Origin of the sequence: Rhodobacter capsulatus SB 1003, assembly GCF_000021865.1 — a bacterium.
GTDB classification, from domain to species: Bacteria; Pseudomonadota; Alphaproteobacteria; order Rhodobacterales; family Rhodobacteraceae; genus Rhodobacter; species Rhodobacter capsulatus_B.
This window is the reverse complement of the sequence record NC_014034.1, coordinates 3,012,096-3,026,541: the sequence shown is the minus strand read 5'-3', so window position 1 is coordinate 3,026,541 and position 14,446 is coordinate 3,012,096. Positions and strand designations below refer to the sequence as shown.

General features: G+C 65.2%; 15 protein-coding genes and 1 other RNA gene. 12 read left to right on the top strand and 4 right to left on the bottom strand.

The genetic code is table 11. The features are described from left to right. Positions 1 to 25: 25 nt before the first annotated feature. Positions 26 to 1,624, bottom strand: a complete 1,599-nt coding sequence (locus RCAP_RS14045; protein WP_013068544.1) for a phosphoenolpyruvate carboxykinase — start codon at positions 1,622 to 1,624, stop codon at positions 26 to 28. Positions 1,625 to 1,951: 327 nt separating this feature from the next. Here RCAP_RS14045 and RCAP_RS14040 point away from each other — a divergent pair, with 327 nt between their 5' ends. The 7 genes from RCAP_RS14040 to RCAP_RS14010 all read left to right on the top strand — a co-directional run bounded on the left by RCAP_RS14040 (position 1,952) and on the right by RCAP_RS14010 (position 7,280). Then, entirely contained in the window at positions 1,952 to 2,653 is a 702-nt protein-coding gene (locus tag RCAP_RS14040) for a response regulator transcription factor (RefSeq protein ID WP_013068543.1), read from the top strand. 66 nt (positions 2,654 to 2,719) lie between these two features. Further along, positions 2,720 to 4,393: a sensor histidine kinase gene (locus tag RCAP_RS14035; RefSeq protein WP_013068542.1), complete on the top strand. Its 1,674-nt coding sequence runs from the start codon at positions 2,720 to 2,722 to the stop codon at positions 4,391 to 4,393. A 3-nt stretch (positions 4,394 to 4,396) separates the two neighbouring features. Next, on the top strand, positions 4,397 to 4,816 hold the full coding sequence (locus RCAP_RS14030) for an HPr kinase/phosphorylase (protein WP_013068541.1): 420 nt from the start codon (positions 4,397 to 4,399) through the stop codon (positions 4,814 to 4,816). Continuing rightward, positions 4,789 to 5,727 (top strand): RNase adapter RapZ, encoded by a 939-nt coding sequence (rapZ, locus tag RCAP_RS14025; RefSeq protein WP_023911810.1) that lies wholly within the window; start codon positions 4,789 to 4,791, stop codon positions 5,725 to 5,727. The genes RCAP_RS14030 and rapZ overlap by 28 nt, the downstream gene beginning before the upstream one ends. Then, on the top strand, positions 5,724 to 6,125 hold the full coding sequence (locus RCAP_RS14020; RefSeq protein ID WP_013068539.1) for a PTS sugar transporter subunit IIA: 402 nt from the start codon (positions 5,724 to 5,726) through the stop codon (positions 6,123 to 6,125). The genes rapZ and RCAP_RS14020 overlap by 4 nt, the downstream gene beginning before the upstream one ends. Continuing rightward, positions 6,122 to 6,394, top strand: coding sequence for an HPr family phosphocarrier protein (locus tag RCAP_RS14015; RefSeq protein ID WP_013068538.1), 273 nt, complete (start codon positions 6,122 to 6,124; stop codon positions 6,392 to 6,394). Before RCAP_RS14020 ends, RCAP_RS14015 begins: the two co-directional genes overlap by 4 nt. 52 nt (positions 6,395 to 6,446) lie before the next feature. Continuing rightward, positions 6,447 to 7,280: a lysophospholipid acyltransferase family protein gene (locus RCAP_RS14010; protein ID WP_050759987.1), complete on the top strand. Its 834-nt coding sequence runs from the start codon at positions 6,447 to 6,449 to the stop codon at positions 7,278 to 7,280. A gap of 33 nt (positions 7,281 to 7,313) precedes the next feature. On the opposite strand, the gene RCAP_RS14005 is transcribed toward RCAP_RS14010, so the two are convergent. Continuing rightward, positions 7,314 to 8,594, bottom strand: a complete 1,281-nt coding sequence (locus tag RCAP_RS14005; RefSeq protein ID WP_013068536.1) for a hemolysin family protein — start codon at positions 8,592 to 8,594, stop codon at positions 7,314 to 7,316. Positions 8,595 to 8,819: 225 nt separating this feature from the next. Between RCAP_RS14005 and ssrA the strand changes: the two genes are divergently transcribed. From ssrA to fumC, 4 genes are all read left to right on the top strand, one after another. Continuing rightward, positions 8,820 to 9,168, top strand: a transfer-messenger RNA (tmRNA) gene (gene ssrA, locus RCAP_RS19015). A 137-nt stretch (positions 9,169 to 9,305) separates the two neighbouring features. Continuing rightward, positions 9,306 to 9,767 (top strand): SspB family protein, encoded by a 462-nt coding sequence (locus RCAP_RS14000; RefSeq protein ID WP_013068535.1) that lies wholly within the window; start codon positions 9,306 to 9,308, stop codon positions 9,765 to 9,767. A gap of 108 nt (positions 9,768 to 9,875) precedes the next feature. Beyond that, a complete protein-coding gene (locus RCAP_RS13995; RefSeq protein WP_013068534.1) occupies positions 9,876 to 10,364 on the top strand; it encodes a hypothetical protein in 489 nt (162 codons plus the stop codon). A gap of 85 nt (positions 10,365 to 10,449) precedes the next feature. Beyond that, positions 10,450 to 11,844 (top strand): class II fumarate hydratase, encoded by a 1,395-nt coding sequence (fumC, locus tag RCAP_RS13990; protein WP_013068533.1) that lies wholly within the window; start codon positions 10,450 to 10,452, stop codon positions 11,842 to 11,844. Positions 11,845 to 11,883: 39 nt separating this feature from the next. On the opposite strand, the gene RCAP_RS13985 is transcribed toward fumC, so the two are convergent. Next, the gene (locus RCAP_RS13985) at positions 11,884 to 12,696 is read right to left on the bottom strand and encodes an alpha/beta fold hydrolase (RefSeq protein WP_013068532.1); all 813 of its coding nucleotides are present in this window, start codon (positions 12,694 to 12,696) and stop codon (positions 11,884 to 11,886) included. Further along, on the bottom strand, positions 12,696 to 13,307 hold the full coding sequence (locus tag RCAP_RS13980; protein WP_013068531.1) for a 2-hydroxychromene-2-carboxylate isomerase: 612 nt from the start codon (positions 13,305 to 13,307) through the stop codon (positions 12,696 to 12,698). Before RCAP_RS13980 ends, RCAP_RS13985 begins: the two co-directional genes overlap by 1 nt. A gap of 107 nt (positions 13,308 to 13,414) precedes the next feature. Between RCAP_RS13980 and RCAP_RS13975 the strand changes: the two genes are divergently transcribed. After that, on the top strand, positions 13,415 to 14,434 hold the full coding sequence (locus RCAP_RS13975) for a ribose-phosphate pyrophosphokinase (protein WP_013068530.1): 1,020 nt from the start codon (positions 13,415 to 13,417) through the stop codon (positions 14,432 to 14,434). Positions 14,435 to 14,446 lie beyond the last annotated feature (12 nt).

The window sequence follows — 14,446 nt, the reverse complement described above, 5'->3', positions numbered from 1 at the left end:
CGGCCCTTTGTCATTCCAAGGCGGTTCAGCCGATCGCGACGGCTTTCACGTCTTCGTCCACATAGGGCAGATATTGCGCGAAGTTGTCCGAGAACATCTTCACCAGCTTCGCCGCCTGCGCGTCGAAGGCGGCCTTGTCGGCCCAGGTCTCGCGCGGGTTCAGCAGTTTGCTGTCGACATCATGCACCGCGACCGGGACTTCGAAGCCGAAGTTCGGGTCCTTGCGGAATTCGGCATTGTGCAGCGAGCCGTCGAGCGCGGCGGTGAGCAGCGCGCGGGTGGCCTTGATCGGCATCCGCTTGCCCACGCCAAAGGCACCGCCGCTCCAGCCGGTGTTGACCAGCCAGCACGAGGCGCCATGTTCGGCGATCTTCGCGGCGAGAAGCTTGCCGTAGACTTCCGGACGACGCGGCATGAAGGGCGCACCGAAGCAGGTCGAGAAGGTCGGCACCGGCTCGACGATGCCGACTTCCGTGCCCGGGGTCTTCGAGGTGAAGCCCGAGAGGAAGTGATACATCGCCTGAGCGGGGGTCAGACGCGCGATCGGCGGCAGGACGCCGTAAGCGTCGCAGGTCAGCATGATCACGTTCTTCGGATGGCCACCGAGCGCGGTATCGGACGCGTTGCCGATATAGTGCAGCGGGTAAGCGCAGCGCATGTTTTCCGTCAGCGAGCTGTCGAAGAAGTCAAGTTCCAGCGTTTCCGGGTCGAAGACCATGTTCTCGACCACGGTGCCGAACATCGAACAGGTGTTGTAGATGTCCGGTTCCGCTTCCTTCGAGAGGTTGATGGTCTTGGCGTAGCAGCCGCCCTCGAAGTTGAAGATGCCCTTTTCCGACCAGCCGTGTTCGTCATCGCCGATCAGCACGCGCGACGGGTCGGCCGAAAGCGTCGTCTTGCCGGTGCCCGAAAGCCCGAAGAAGACGGCCGAGTCATCGGGGTTGTCGATCGCATGGTTGGCCGAGCAGTGCATCGCCATCACGCCCTTGCCGGGCAGGATGTAGTTCAGAAGGGTGAACACGCCCTTCTTGTTTTCGCCCGCATAGGCGGTGTTGCCGATCAGGATCAGCTTCTTGTCGAAGTTCAGCGCGATCACCGTTTCGGTGCGGCAGCCGTGGCGTTCCGGGTCGGCCTTGAACGACGGGCAGTTGATGATTGTCCATTCCGGGTTGAACGTGTCCAGCTCTTCACGGGCGGGGCGGCGCAGCATGGTGCGCAGGAACAGGCCGTGCCAGGCCAGTTCGGCGACCAGACGCACATCGAGACGGTGGGCCGGATCGGCGCCGCCATAAAGATCCTCGACGACGAAATCCTTGCCCTTCATATGCGCCAGCATGTCGGCATGCAGCACGTCGAACTTGGCCGGATCCATCGGCTTGTTGTTTTCCCACCAGATCGTGTCTTCGACGCTGGCGGTGCGGACGACGAACTTGTCTTTCGGCGACCGGCCGGTGTGCTTGCCGGTCGAGCAGTAGAAAGCCCCGCCCTTGCCAAGCGTGCCTTCCCCGTTCTTGAGCGCCAGTTCGATGAGCGCGGGTTCCAGCAGGTTGTAATAGACGTTGCCGAGACCAGTGATGCCCTGATCTTCCAGCTTTTTCGCCGGGTTCACGCGTCCGATGCTCATGTTTCGCTCCCGTTGCCGCCCGTGCGGCGCAGTGGTTCCTCGCGGTGACCGTGACGGGCGGGCACCGATCCGCGCAAGAATGTTGCGGATGGCGCCCTATACCATGGCGCAATTGCGAAGGAACAGAAGGGTTTGTCGCAGCTAGCGCAAAACAGGGCCGATTTAGCGCCATCATCGCGAAGAGGTGAGACAAATTAGTCAAACCTTCGTTTTTTTGCGCTCAGATGATTCGCATCACGTGGGCGATTCGCACATCGCAGTTGATTCCGGGGGCCGGAAAGCGGACAATGGCGGCAATCATAATACAGGCAGTATGAGGTGCAGCACATGTCGAGGATCGCGCTGGTCGACGACGATCGCAACATTCTGACGTCGGTCTCGATGACGCTTGAGGCCGAGGGCTACGAGGTCGAGACCTACAACGACGGTCAGGCCGCGCTCGACGCGTTCAGCAAGCGGCTGCCCGACATGGCCGTGCTTGACATCAAGATGCCGCGGATGGACGGCATGGAACTGCTGCAGCGGCTGCGCCAGAAGACGACGATGCCGGTGATCTTCCTGACCTCCAAGGATGACGAGATCGACGAGGTTCTGGGCCTGCGCATGGGCGCGGATGATTACGTCAAGAAACCCTTCAGCCAGCGGCTTCTGGTCGAACGCATCCGCGCGCTTCTGCGCCGTCAGGAGGCGATCTCGACCGGCGAAGCGCCGGTGGCCGAAGATACCAAGGTGATCGTGCGCGGTTCCCTTTCCATGGACCCGCTGCGCCATTCGGTGACCTGGAAGGGCCGCGAGGTGACGCTGACGGTGACCGAATTCCTGCTGCTGCAGGCGCTGGCGATCCGGCCCGGATTCGTCAAAAGCCGCGATCAGCTGATGGATGTCGCCTATGACGATCAGGTCTATGTCGACGATCGCACCATCGACAGCCACATCAAGCGGCTGCGCAAGAAGATGCGCACGGTGGATGACGATTTCTCGGCGATCGAGACGCTTTACGGCATCGGTTATCGTTACAACGAAGAATGACCATTGCCGGATTTCTTGCAGCAAGGCGGGGGCGTGTGACCAAGGCCGCGAAATCCGAGAACGGATGTGGTTCTGGGCGAGGACTGGGTCGCACCCTCGGGCGCGGTCGATGAGGATCTGGCCAAGGGCCGTCAGCGGCGCAGCTACATTTCGCTGAACCACTCGCCGCTCGCGCGCAAGATCATCACCTTTAACCTTCTGGCGATGCTGGTCATGGTGGCGGGGGTGCTTTATCTGAACCCGTTCCGCGACAGCCTGGTGTTTCAGCGCGAAAGCGCCATCGTCAGCGAGGCCGAGCTGATCGCCGATGTCTTCGAGGCGCGGATGCCGCTGTCGGCGCCGGTCAATCTGGCGGCGGGCGACGGCCTTGACGTGGCCGAGGTCATGCGCGGGATCGAACTGCCCGAGGGGGCGACGATCTATGTCTTTGATGCGGCAGGAAATCTTTTGGCGGACTCCGGCGCCGTCGGCACCGCGCCGCGCGAAAGGGTCGAGGGGCTGGGGGTCGACAGCCGCTCGACGATGCTCACCGATCTGCTCAACAGCGCCTGGGACTGGCTGACCCGGCTTGCGCATCGCGATCCGGGCGCGGCGCCGCCCGTCGATACCCGGGCCATGGCCGAGGCGCTGGTGCCGCAGGTCGCGGCCGGGCAGACGGTGATGGCGACGCGGCGCAACACCTCGGGGGCGACGATCTTTTCGGTGGCGACCGGGCTGTTCCAGAACGACGTCCATGTCGGCACCGTGGCGATGACCTCGGCCGCGGGGGAAATCGACAAGCTCGTCCGGGTCGAGCGCGAACAGGTGCTGCAGATGTTCGTCGTGGCGATCATCGTTTCGATCGGGCTGTCTCTGGTGCTGGCCTCGACCATCGCCAACCCGCTTTCCGACCTTGCCGCCGCCGCCGAGATCGGCCGCGACCGGCATTCCCGCAAGATGACGCCGGGTCGGATCCGCATTCCCGACCTGACCGCGCGGCCCGACGAGATCGGGCGGCTGTCGGGCGCGCTGCGCGGCATGGTGGCGGCGCTTTACGACCGGATCGACGCGAATGAACAGTTTGCCGCCGATGTGGCGCATGAAATCAAGAACCCGCTGGCCAGCCTGCGCTCGGCCGTGGCCTCGCTGCATGTGGTCAAGCGCGAGGATCAGCGTCTGCGCCTGCTGGAGGTGATCGACCATGACGTGCGCCGCCTTGACCGGCTGGTGAGCGACATCTCGAACGCCTCGCGGCTCGACAGCGATCTGGTCAAGGAAGAGGAAGAGCCCTTCGACCTGTTGAAGATGCTTGCCAATCTGGGCGACCATCTGGGCCGGGAGGCGGGGGCGAAAGGGGTCGAATTCATCACCGACCTGCCCGCGGATCCGATCCGCATCACCGGCCTCGAGGCCCGTCTGGCGCAGGTTTTCGTCAATCTGATCAGCAATGCGATCAGCTTCTGCGAAGAGGGCGACGCGGTCCGGGTCTGGGCGCGCAAACGCGAAAACCGGGTGCTGGTGGTGGTCGAGGACACCGGGCCGGGCATTCCCGAACAGGCCCTGTCCAAGGTCTTCAAGCGCTTCTATTCGCAACGCCCCGAGGGCCAGTTCGGCGACCATTCCGGCCTGGGGCTGGCGATCTCGAAACAGATCGTCGAGGCGCATGGCGGCGTGATCTGGGCCGAGAACATCCGCCCGACCGATGCCGACATCACCTCGGAACCGCTGGGCGCCCGCTTCGTCGTCGGCCTGCCGGTCTGAGCCTTGGGCCCGCCGCTGCATGCCACGGCGGTTGCGCTGACGCCCGGGGCGGGGGTGCTGATCCTTGGTCCCTCGGGGGCGGGGAAATCCGGGCTCGCCTTGCGGTTGATGGCCTTCGGGGCGCGGCTGGTGGCCGATGACCGGGTTTTGCTGGCGGTGGAAGAGGGCGCGCTGATCGCCCGTGCCCCCGCGCCGATCGCCGGTCTGATCGAGGCGCGGGGCGCGGGCATCCTGCGCGCCGAGACGCTGGCGCAGGCGCGGATCGTGCTGGCGGTGGACATGGGGCGGGACGAGGCCGAAAGGCTGCCACCTTCACGCGAGATTGCGTTTCTGGGCGTCACCCTGCCCCTTGTGCTGCGCCTGCAACATGGTCATCTTGAGGCGGTGATCCTGCAATGGCTGAAGGCCGGGAGAGCGATGTGAACGAACGCGCGGCAACCGAGACGGTGAACCGGCTGGTTCTTGTCACCGGCCCTTCGGGGGCGGGGCGCACCACCGCGATCGTCGCGCTCGAGGATCTGGGCTACGAGGCGATCAACAACCTGCCGTTGTCCCTGGTGCCGCGGCTGATCGATGGCCCGCTGACCCGGCCGATGGCTTTGGGCATCGACGTGCGCAACCGCGATTTTTCCGTCGCGGCGCTGATCGAGCTGATCGACTGGCTGACGCGGGAACCGGGCCTGCTGCTCGAAGTGCTGTATCTGGACGCCACGCCCGAGGCGCTGATCCGGCGCTATTCCGAGACCCGGCGCCGCCATCCGCTGGCGCCGCAGGCGCAGCCGCTCTCGGGGATCGTGCAGGAATTCGACATGCTGGCGCCGATCCGGATGCGGGCCGATGTGCTGATCGACAGCTCGACGATGAGCCCGCATGACCTGCGCGCCGAGGTCGGGCGCTGGTTCGACATGGGGCAGATCTCGCGGCTGGCGATTTCGCTGCACAGTTTCAGCTACAAGCGCGGCGTGCCGCGCGGGCTCGACATGATGTTCGACTGCCGGTTTCTGGCGAATCCGCATTGGGTCGAGGCGCTGCGGCCGCTGACCGGGCTGGATCCGGCGGTAGCGGCGCATGTGCAGGGCGATGCCCGCTATCAACCCTTCATTCAGAAGGTGTGTGATCTACTGCTGTTTCAACTTCCGGCGCATCTGGACGAAGGCAAGGCCCATCTGGCCGTGGGCTTCGGATGTACCGGCGGGCAACATCGTTCGGTTGCCGTAACGGAAGCCGTAGCCAAGGCCCTTGCACAGGCGAACTGGCAAGTGTCTAAACGGCACAGGGAGCTGGAACGTCGGGCACAGGCCATGCCCACAGGGAAAGAGGCAGAGGGCGCGTGATCGGGATCGTGATCGTGGCACATGGGGGTTTGGCGCGGGAATATCTCGCGGCGGTCGAGCATGTCGTCGGCCCGCAAGAGGGCATACGCGCCATCACCATAGAAGACGACCATGACAGGGCGGCGAAACAGGCCGAGATCCGCGCCGCCGCCGATGCGGTCGACAGCGGCGCCGGGGTTGTCGTCGTCACCGACATGTTCGGCGGCTCGCCCTCCAACCTGAGCCTGATGGCCTGCGAGGCCGGCGGGCGCGAGATCATCTATGGTGCCAATCTTCCCTTGCTGATAAAGCTCGCCAAATCGCGCTCTTTGGGCGTGCATGCGGCGGTGGAAGCCTCTCTTGATGCCGGTCGCAAATATATCAATTGCTATTCGACGGGCGGAGCCTCGGCCAAGTGAGTGTCAGCAAGGTCTTGAAGATCGTGAATGAAAAGGGCCTGCATGCGCGGGCCTCGGCGCGGTTCGTGGAGGTGGTCGAGGCGCATGACGCAAGGGCCGAGGTCGAAAAGGACGGGATGAAGGTCTCGGGCGATTCGATCATGGGTCTGCTGATGCTTGCCGCCTCGCGCGGGACCACGATCGAGGTCACGACCTTCGGGCCTGAGGCCGACAAGCTGTCCGCCGCGCTTGAGGCGCTGGTGGCCGACCGCTTCGGCGAAGAGATGTGAGCCGCAAGGCAAGAAGGGAAGTGTCGTGACCGACAGCCAACCCGTCGACCGCATGTTGGTCGAACAAAAACCCTATGATATCAAGCGGCTGTCCTATGCGGGGACGTTCACCAACCCGTGGAAGGCGAATACGATCCGCACCATCGAATGGCTGACGGCGAAATGGACGCTGTTGCAGCTGATCCGCAAGTTCGAGCGTCGCGGCGCGCCGGTGGGTCAGCCGTTCTGGCCGCAGGCGCTGGAGATCATGGGGATCGAGGTGAAGACCCCCGCCGCCGAAATCGCCCGCATCCCCGCGACCGGGCCGCTCGTCGTCGTCGCGAACCACCCGCACGGGCTGGTGGACGGGATGGTGCTGGCCTGGCTGATCGGGCAGGTGCGGACCGATTACAAGATCCTGACCCGTTCGCTGCTGACCGGCATTCCCGAGATCGAGGAATTCATGCTGCCGGTGCCCTTCCCGCATGAGCCGAATGCGCAGGAGGAAAGCCTGAAGATGCGGGCCGAATGCATGGCGCAGCTGAAGCGCGGCGGCGTGATCGTGCTGTTTCCGGCGGGCGCGGTGGCGCATTCGAAGACCTTCTTCGGCCCGGCGATCGAGGGCGAATGGAACCCCTTCACCGCAAAGATGCTGGCGCGTTCGGGGGCTGCGGTGCTGCCGATCTATTTCCCCGGCAAGAATTCGCGCGCCTATCAGATCGCCAACAAGCTGGGCGCGACGCTGCGGCAGGGGCTTTTGCTGCATGAAATCAAGCGCGCGCTCTTCAAGCCGCAAGCGCCGGTGATCGGGCCGCCGAAGACGGCCGCCGAGATCGCCGAGGCGCTGAAACATCCGCGCCAGTTCCTCGCCGATCTGCGCGCCGAAACCCTGGCGCTGCGGCACTGAGGCCGCAGCCGCGCGCGGCGCGCAAATGGGCGCTCAGGGCGCGCGGCTGACCAGCAGCTTGTCGATCCGCCGCCCGTCCAGGTCCACCACCTCGATGCGCAGCCCGTAAAGGGTGAAGACGGCGCCGACCTCGGGCAGCTGGCCGGTCTCGTCCAGCACCAGCCCGGCGACGGTCTGATAATCGCGCCCCTCGCGCAGCGGAAAGCCGAAGGCATCGGCGAATTCGTCGGCGGGCATCCAGCCCGCCACCAGAACCGAACCATCGGCGCGGGGCACCATCTTCGGCTCCTCGGGCTCGCCCGGGTCGTGGAAATCGCCGGTGATCGCCTCGAGCAGGTCCATCGGCGTCACGATGCCCTCGAAATGGCCGTATTCGTCAAAGACCAGCACCATATGCGCCGGGGCGCTGCGCAGGGTTTCCACCACGTCCAGCGCCGACATGCCGTCGCGCACCACCGGCGCGGGCAGGATCAGCGCGCGCAGATCGCCCGCCTCGGCGCGGGGGCGGTGATCGAGAAAATCGCGCGAGGACAGCACGCCGACGATGTCATCGGGGCCGCCATCGCGCACCGGCAGGCGGGAATGACGGGTCTCGCGGAAGCGCTTGACGATGGCGGCGGGGCTGTCGGTGATGTCGACCAGATCGACCTCGTGGCGCGGCGTCATCACGCCCCGTGCGGAGCGGTCGGCAATCCGCATCACCCCGGCGATCATCTCGGTTTCGGCCTCTTCCATCACGCCCGCGGTCTGCGCCTCGGCCAGCACCATCTTGACCTCTTCGTCGGTCATGTTGCTTTCGGCGCCGCCCGACTGGCCCAGCACCAGCAGCACCAGCCGCCCGGAAATGTCGAGCAGCCAGACCACCGGCGCGGCGACAATCGCGATCAGCTGCAACAGCGGCGCGATCCGCACCGCCACCGCCTCGGGACGGCGCAGCGCGATCTGTTTCGGCACCAGTTCGCCAAAGACGAGCGAGGCATAGGTGATCGCCACCACCACGCCGCCGACGCCGAGGGTGTCGGCAAGGCTGGGCGCAAGTCCTTGCAGCGAAAGCCAGTTCGAGAGCCGCTCGCCCAGGGTCGCGCCGGAAAACGCCCCCGAGAGCACGCCCACCGCGGTGATGCCGATCTGCACCGAGGACAGGAACCGCCCCGGTTCCTCGCCCAGCCGGATCGCGATCCGGGCGCCGCGGCTGCCGCGGTCGGCCAGAAGCTTCAGGCGCGCCGGGCGCGAGGAGACGATGGCAAGTTCCGACATGGCAAGCACGCCGTTGACGAGGGTCAAAAGCAGGACGATGGCGATTTCAAGAAACATCGGGGGGTCCGGGCGTCAGGGAAAGGCGGCTGGAAAAGGGCAGGGTGGCCGCGGTCGGCGGCGGAGCAGGGGCGTCAGCAGGCATGATCCGCTACAGGTAGGGTCGGCAGGACCGCCGCACAAGCGCAATCGTGCCGGGCTGCGCGGCTTCGCCGCAAGAGCGGGGCCATGAAGATGGACCATGCCGGCGCCAAAGGGGCCCCGATGGCGGGCCGCCGCCGCGGGGGTCTTGCGCTTTCGCCCCGCGACACCTAGATTGATCCCGTTCCGCAAGGGACTATGGGTGTAGACGGGCCAACTAGGCTGGATCGGACGGGGGTGCGAATCCCCCCACCTCCACCATTTCTCCTGGGCTAACAGGAGTGCGGGGGTGAATTAGGGTCGACGAACGGTTGAATGGGTACTTGCATCTCGGTTGGACGCAGCCGTTATCTGCTCAAATGTACAGTTGCCAACGACAACCGTGCTCCGGTGGCTCTGGCTGCGTAAGCAGCTCGGGTACCGAAACCTAAAGTCCTTACGCTTAGCCGCTTAAGGCGGGGCTCGCAGGTGCCTGGCAACAGAAACCTGCACTTTCCCCCACCCCCTTCCGCCGCGCGGCCTCTCCGATGCCGGGGCCGCCGCCCCGTGGCACGCTGCTTGCGGCTTGTTCTTGCCCCCTTTTCTTGCACGGCGAATCCCCTATGCTGGGCCGAAAGGAAAGGCGGACAGATGACCCGTTCGATCGACTACGGCACGCTCATGCACCGCGCGATGCGCGGGCTGATCCAGACCGTCCTGACCGAGGTGGCCGAACATGGCCTGCCCGGGGCGCATCATTTCTTCATCACCTTCGACACCCGCGCGCCGAAGGTGGAAATGGCGGACTGGCTGAAAAGCCGCTATCCCGAAGAAATGACCATCGTCATTCAGCACTGGTTCGACAACCTTGTCGTCACCGACGAGGGCTTCTCGATCACGCTGAACTTCGGCAACCAGCCCGAACCGCTGGTGATCCCCTTCGATGCCGTGCACACCTTCGTCGACCCCTCGGTCGAATTCGGCCTGCGCTTCGAATCGCAAGACAGCGACGAAGAGGACGAGGACGAGGACGACGAGGACGAACCGCAGGAGGAACCGGAAAAACCCCGGACCGAAGCCGAAGTGGTCAGTCTCGACAAATTCCGCAAATGAGACCCGAGTGATGTTCAACTTCCTCAACCGAAAGTCACCACCACCCTTACCGCGCATCTGCCGACCTGCCTTCTGGCCGAGGACCGCGCCCTGCGCTACGACGCCCCGGTGCAGAAATGGCTTGCCGCCGAGGGCTTTGGCAGCGTCACCTCGGGCAAGTCCTCGGTGAATGCCGAAGGGCGGGGGACCGCCTCGCAGGTCGTTTTCACCGTGACCGGGCTGGATGCCAGGCTGCTGGACCGGCTGGTGGCGCATTTCGACAGCCTCGGCTCGCCCAAGGGCTCGTGGTTCACCGATGCCGAGGGCAAGGAGCTGCGTCGCTTCGGCACCACCGAGGTCGTGGTGCTGGAGCTGGACCCGGCCGTCCTGCCCGCGGGCCAGTCGGCCGCGCAGGTCGCCGCCACGCTGATGGGCCCGATCGAGGAGCGCGTCAGCTCTGCCGGGCGGCTGCAGGGCGCGGGCACCTATCCGGGCGCGGTCGAGCTGTATTTCCACTGCCGCTCGCCGCGGATCGTCGAAACCGCGCTGGCCGAGTTGCTGGCGCATCATCCGCTGTGCCGCAATGCCCGCGTCTACCGGATGTCGGTCGACGCCTGAGGGCGGTATACCTCGGCATGCCGATTGCAAAAAATGTCCCGCCGTCCTATGACGCGCGGGACATTTCGCATCACGGAGGCCCACGATGACCGCGACCCGCACCGAGACCGACAGCTTCGGTCCGCTGGAGGTTCCCGCCGACAAATATTGGGGCGCGCAGACGCAGCGCTCGATCCAGAATTTCCCGATCGGCTGGGAACGTCAGCCGAAACCGATCATCCGCGCGCTGGGCGTGATCAAGAAGGCCGCCGCGCTGGTGAACAAGGCGCAGGGCGATCTGGACCCGGCTTTGGCCGATGCCATTGCCGCCGCCGCGACCGAGGTGATCGAGGGCAAGTTCGACGACAACTTCCCGCTGGTGGTCTGGCAGACGGGGTCGGGCACGCAGTCGAACATGAACGCGAACGAGGTGATCTCGAACCGCGCCATCGAGATGCTGGGCGGCGTGATGGGCTCGAAAAAGCCCGTCCATCCGAATGACCATGTGAACATGGGGCAAAGCTCGAACGACACTTTCCCGACCGCAATGCATGTGGCGATTGCCTGCCATGCGCGCGACGTGCTGATCCCGGGGCTGGAAAAGCTGTCCAAGGCGCTTTGGGCGAAGTCGGAAGAGTTCAAGGATATCATCAAGATCGGCCGCACCCATACGCAGGATGCGACGCCCCTGACGCTGGGTCAGGAATTCTCCGGCTATGCGACGCAGGTTGACCGCGGCATCGAGCGGGTGAAGCTGGCGCTGCCGCATATCTATGAGCTGGCGCAGGGCGGCACCGCTGTCGGCACCGGGCTGAACACCCGCGTCGGTTGGGATACCCGCATCGCCGCGCAGATAGCCGAGATCACCGGCCTGCCCTTTGTCACCGCGCCGAACAAGTTCGAGGCGCTCGCCGCGCATGATGCGATGGTGTTCTTCTCGGGCGCGCTGAAGACCATTGCGGCAAGCCTCTTCAAGATCGCGAACGACATGCGCCTGCTCGGCTCCGGCCCGCGCTCGGGTCTGGGCGAGCTGATTCTGCCGGAAAACGAACCGGGCAGCTCGATCATGCCGGGCAAGGTCAACCCGACCCAGGCCGAGGCGCTGACGATGGTCTGCGCCCATGTCATGGGCAATGATGCCGCCATCGGCTTTGCGGGCTCGCAGGGCCATTTCGAGCTCAATGTCTACAACCCGATGATGAGCTACAATGTGCTGCAATCGATGCAGCTTCTGGGCGACTCGGCCTCGGCCTTCACCGACAACATGGTGGTGGGCACGCAGGCGAATACCGCGCGGATCGACAAGCTGATGAAGGAAAGCCTGATGCTGGTGACGGCGCTGGCGCCGACCATCGGCTATGACGCCGCGACCAAGGTGGCGAAGACCGCGCACAAGAACGGCACGACTTTGCGCGAGGAAGCGATTGCGCTGGGCTACGTCGATGGCGAGACCTTCGACCGTGTCGTGCGCCCGGAAGACATGATCAGCCCGAAAGGCTGAGGCCAAAGGCGGGAACCGGTGCGTCCGGTTCCCGTCTCCTCAACTGCGCTCGAGGTTCATCGCGATCAGATCGCGGACCTGCGCCGGATGGGTCACGGGCAGCATGTGCCCGCCGCCCGGAATGCAGGCCACCCCCACATCGGAAAGCCGCGCCGCAATCGCCTCGCAGACCGGGGGGACGATGGCCGGGCTTTGATCGCCATGCAGGATCATCACCGGCGCGTCGATCGCCTCGATCCCGTCTTGCCGCCAGATCTGCCCCGGATCGGTGAAGTTGGCCGAAGAAATATTGCCCACCATCGGCATCTGCGCGGCAAAGCGGGCGCGGTGATGCGCGGGCAGATCCTCCCAAGGCACGCCCGCGCCCCAGGCGCCCATGAAGCCGCGCGCGGCGGTGTCGTGATCGCCCGCGGCGATCAGCGTCTCGAAATGGTCCTGATGGCCGCGCAGGGCGACCCAATCGGCGCTGCCCTCGACGGCGCGGAACAGCACCGGCTCGATCAGTGTCAGCGAGCGGATCGCATCAGGCGCCGCCACCGCCAGCCGCAGCGCCACCGAGGCGCCGAAACTGTGGCCCACCAGATCCAGCGGCCGGTCGATGAAACTGGCCGCGATCTGCGTCACCAGCCGCTGAAATGCGCCCGGTTCCGCCCCCTCGGCCGACCAGTCGGCGGATTGCCCATGCCCCGGCTGATCGAAACTCGTCGCGGTGACAGTCTCGCCCAGGGGCTCCAGCACCGGCCCCCAAAGGCCGGAAGTGCCAAGGGTGCAGTGAATGGCCAGCATCGGCCGCGGGCCGCTGCCAAAGCTTTGCCAGAAGATCTCTTGCCCCTGCCGGATGTCCTTGGGCATCAGAGCGTCCCCAGATGCGCGTCAAGGAACTCAAGCCGGTCCTGCCCCCAGAAGCGCTGATCGGTTTCGCGGACGATATAAAAGGGGGCGCCAAAGACGCCGCGATCCACCGCCTCTTCCAGGTTCTTCTCATAGGCCATCGCGCCGGTGAAAAGCCCGGTGGTGACGAGGTTCGGATCGAACCCGGTCTCGGCCAGCTTTTCGCGCAGCACCTCATCTTCGCCGATGTTGCGATCCTCGACCCAAAGGGCGCGCAGGATCGCCCGCACCAGCGCGCCGACATCGCCGCCGCCCCCTTTCGCCGCCTCTGCCTGCGCCGCGATCACGGCATAGGACCCCGGCGCCGCATTCGGCGGATAGATCGTGGGCTTGACGTTCATCTCCATCCCCAGATGCTGCGCCCACCGCGCCAGCTCCTGATTGCGGTAGGCCATCCGCGCCGGATGCCGCGCGGCGGGCCGCACGCCGCCGGTGCGGTCAAACAGCGCCAGCACGTCCAGCGGCCTGTACCTGATGGCCGCGCCATGTTTCGCGGCGATCCGTTCCAGCCGGTCCCCGGCCAGATAGGTCCAGGGGCTGAACACCGAGAAAAAGTAATCAATCTGCGCCATCTTATCGCTCCCCCGGCTTGCAAGGTTTGCGGGCAGGCTAGCCCGGTGCTAAGGCAGGCGCAATCCGCCGAATCCGCTGCTGCCGCAGCGGCAAGAAAGGAACTGCCATGGCTGCGATGACCGAACCGAAGCTCATTTCCGGCAATGCGAACCGGCCGCTGGCGCAGGCCATCGCGCGGCGGATGTCGATGCATCGCGGCATGTCGGTGGGGCTGGTCGATGCCCGCGTCGAGCGCTTCAACGATCAGGAAATCTTCGTCGAGGTTTACGAAAACGTCCGCGGCGAGGACATGTACATCATCCAGCCGACCTCCAACCCGGCGAATGACAACCTGATGGAACTGCTGATCATGACCGATGCGCTCAAGCGCTCCTCGGCGGATCGGATCACCGCCGTCATCCCCTATTTCGGCTATGCCCGGCAGGATCGCCGCGCCAAGGCCCGCACGCCGATTTCGGCGAAACTGGTGGCGAACCTGCTGACGGAAGCCGGGGTGGACCGCGTCCTGACGCTCGATCTGCACGCGACGCAGATTCAGGGCTTTTTCGACATCCCGGTGGACAACCTTTACGCCGCGCCGGTCTTTGCCCTTGATATCCTGCACAATTTCAAGGGCGCGCGGGAAGATCTGATGGTGATTTCGCCCGACGTGGGCGGGGTGGCACGGGCGCGGGAACTGGCCAAACGGATCGGGGCGCCGCTCGCCATCGTCGACAAGCGCCGCGAAAAGGCGGGCGAGGTCGCGGGGATGACGGTGATCGGCGAGGTCACCGGCAAGAAATGCATCATCGTCGATGACATCTGCGACACGGCGGGGACTTTGTGCAAGGCGGCCGAGACGCTGATGGAGGCGGGCGCGACCGAGGTGCATGCCTATATCACCCACGGCGTCCTGTCGGGCCCGGCGGTGGAGCGGGTGGAGAATTCGGTGATGAAATCGCTGGTCATCACCGATTCGATCGAGCCCACCGAAGAGGTGAAGAACGCCCGCAACATCCGCATCGTGCCGACCGCACCGATGTTCGCGCAGGCGATCCTGAACACCTGGTCGGGCACGTCGGTGTCGTCGCTGTTCGAGACCGACACGCTGGTGCCGATCTACGAGGGGCTTTATTCGACGCTGTAACCGCTGGACAGG

Coding starts and splice junctions, on each gene's coding strand:
- RCAP_RS14010 (WP_050759987.1), top strand. CDS start 6,447: ATGTTGGTCGAACAAAAACCCTATGATATCAAGCGGCTGTCCTATGCG.
- RCAP_RS13975 (WP_013068530.1), top strand. CDS start 13,415: ATGGCTGCGATGACCGAACCGAAGCTCATTTCCGGCAATGCGAACCGG.
- RCAP_RS14040 (WP_013068543.1), top strand. CDS start 1,952: ATGTCGAGGATCGCGCTGGTCGACGACGATCGCAACATTCTGACGTCG.
- RCAP_RS13980 (WP_013068531.1), bottom strand. CDS start 13,307: ATGGCGCAGATTGATTACTTTTTCTCGGTGTTCAGCCCCTGGACCTAT.
- RCAP_RS13985 (WP_013068532.1), bottom strand. CDS start 12,696: ATGCCCAAGGACATCCGGCAGGGGCAAGAGATCTTCTGGCAAAGCTTT.
- RCAP_RS14045 (WP_013068544.1), bottom strand. CDS start 1,624: ATGAGCATCGGACGCGTGAACCCGGCGAAAAAGCTGGAAGATCAGGGC.
- RCAP_RS14005 (WP_013068536.1), bottom strand. CDS start 8,594: ATGTTTCTTGAAATCGCCATCGTCCTGCTTTTGACCCTCGTCAACGGC.
- fumC (WP_013068533.1), top strand. CDS start 10,450: ATGACCGCGACCCGCACCGAGACCGACAGCTTCGGTCCGCTGGAGGTT.
- rapZ (WP_023911810.1), top strand. CDS start 4,789: ATGGCTGAAGGCCGGGAGAGCGATGTGAACGAACGCGCGGCAACCGAG.
- RCAP_RS14000 (WP_013068535.1), top strand. CDS start 9,306: ATGACCCGTTCGATCGACTACGGCACGCTCATGCACCGCGCGATGCGC.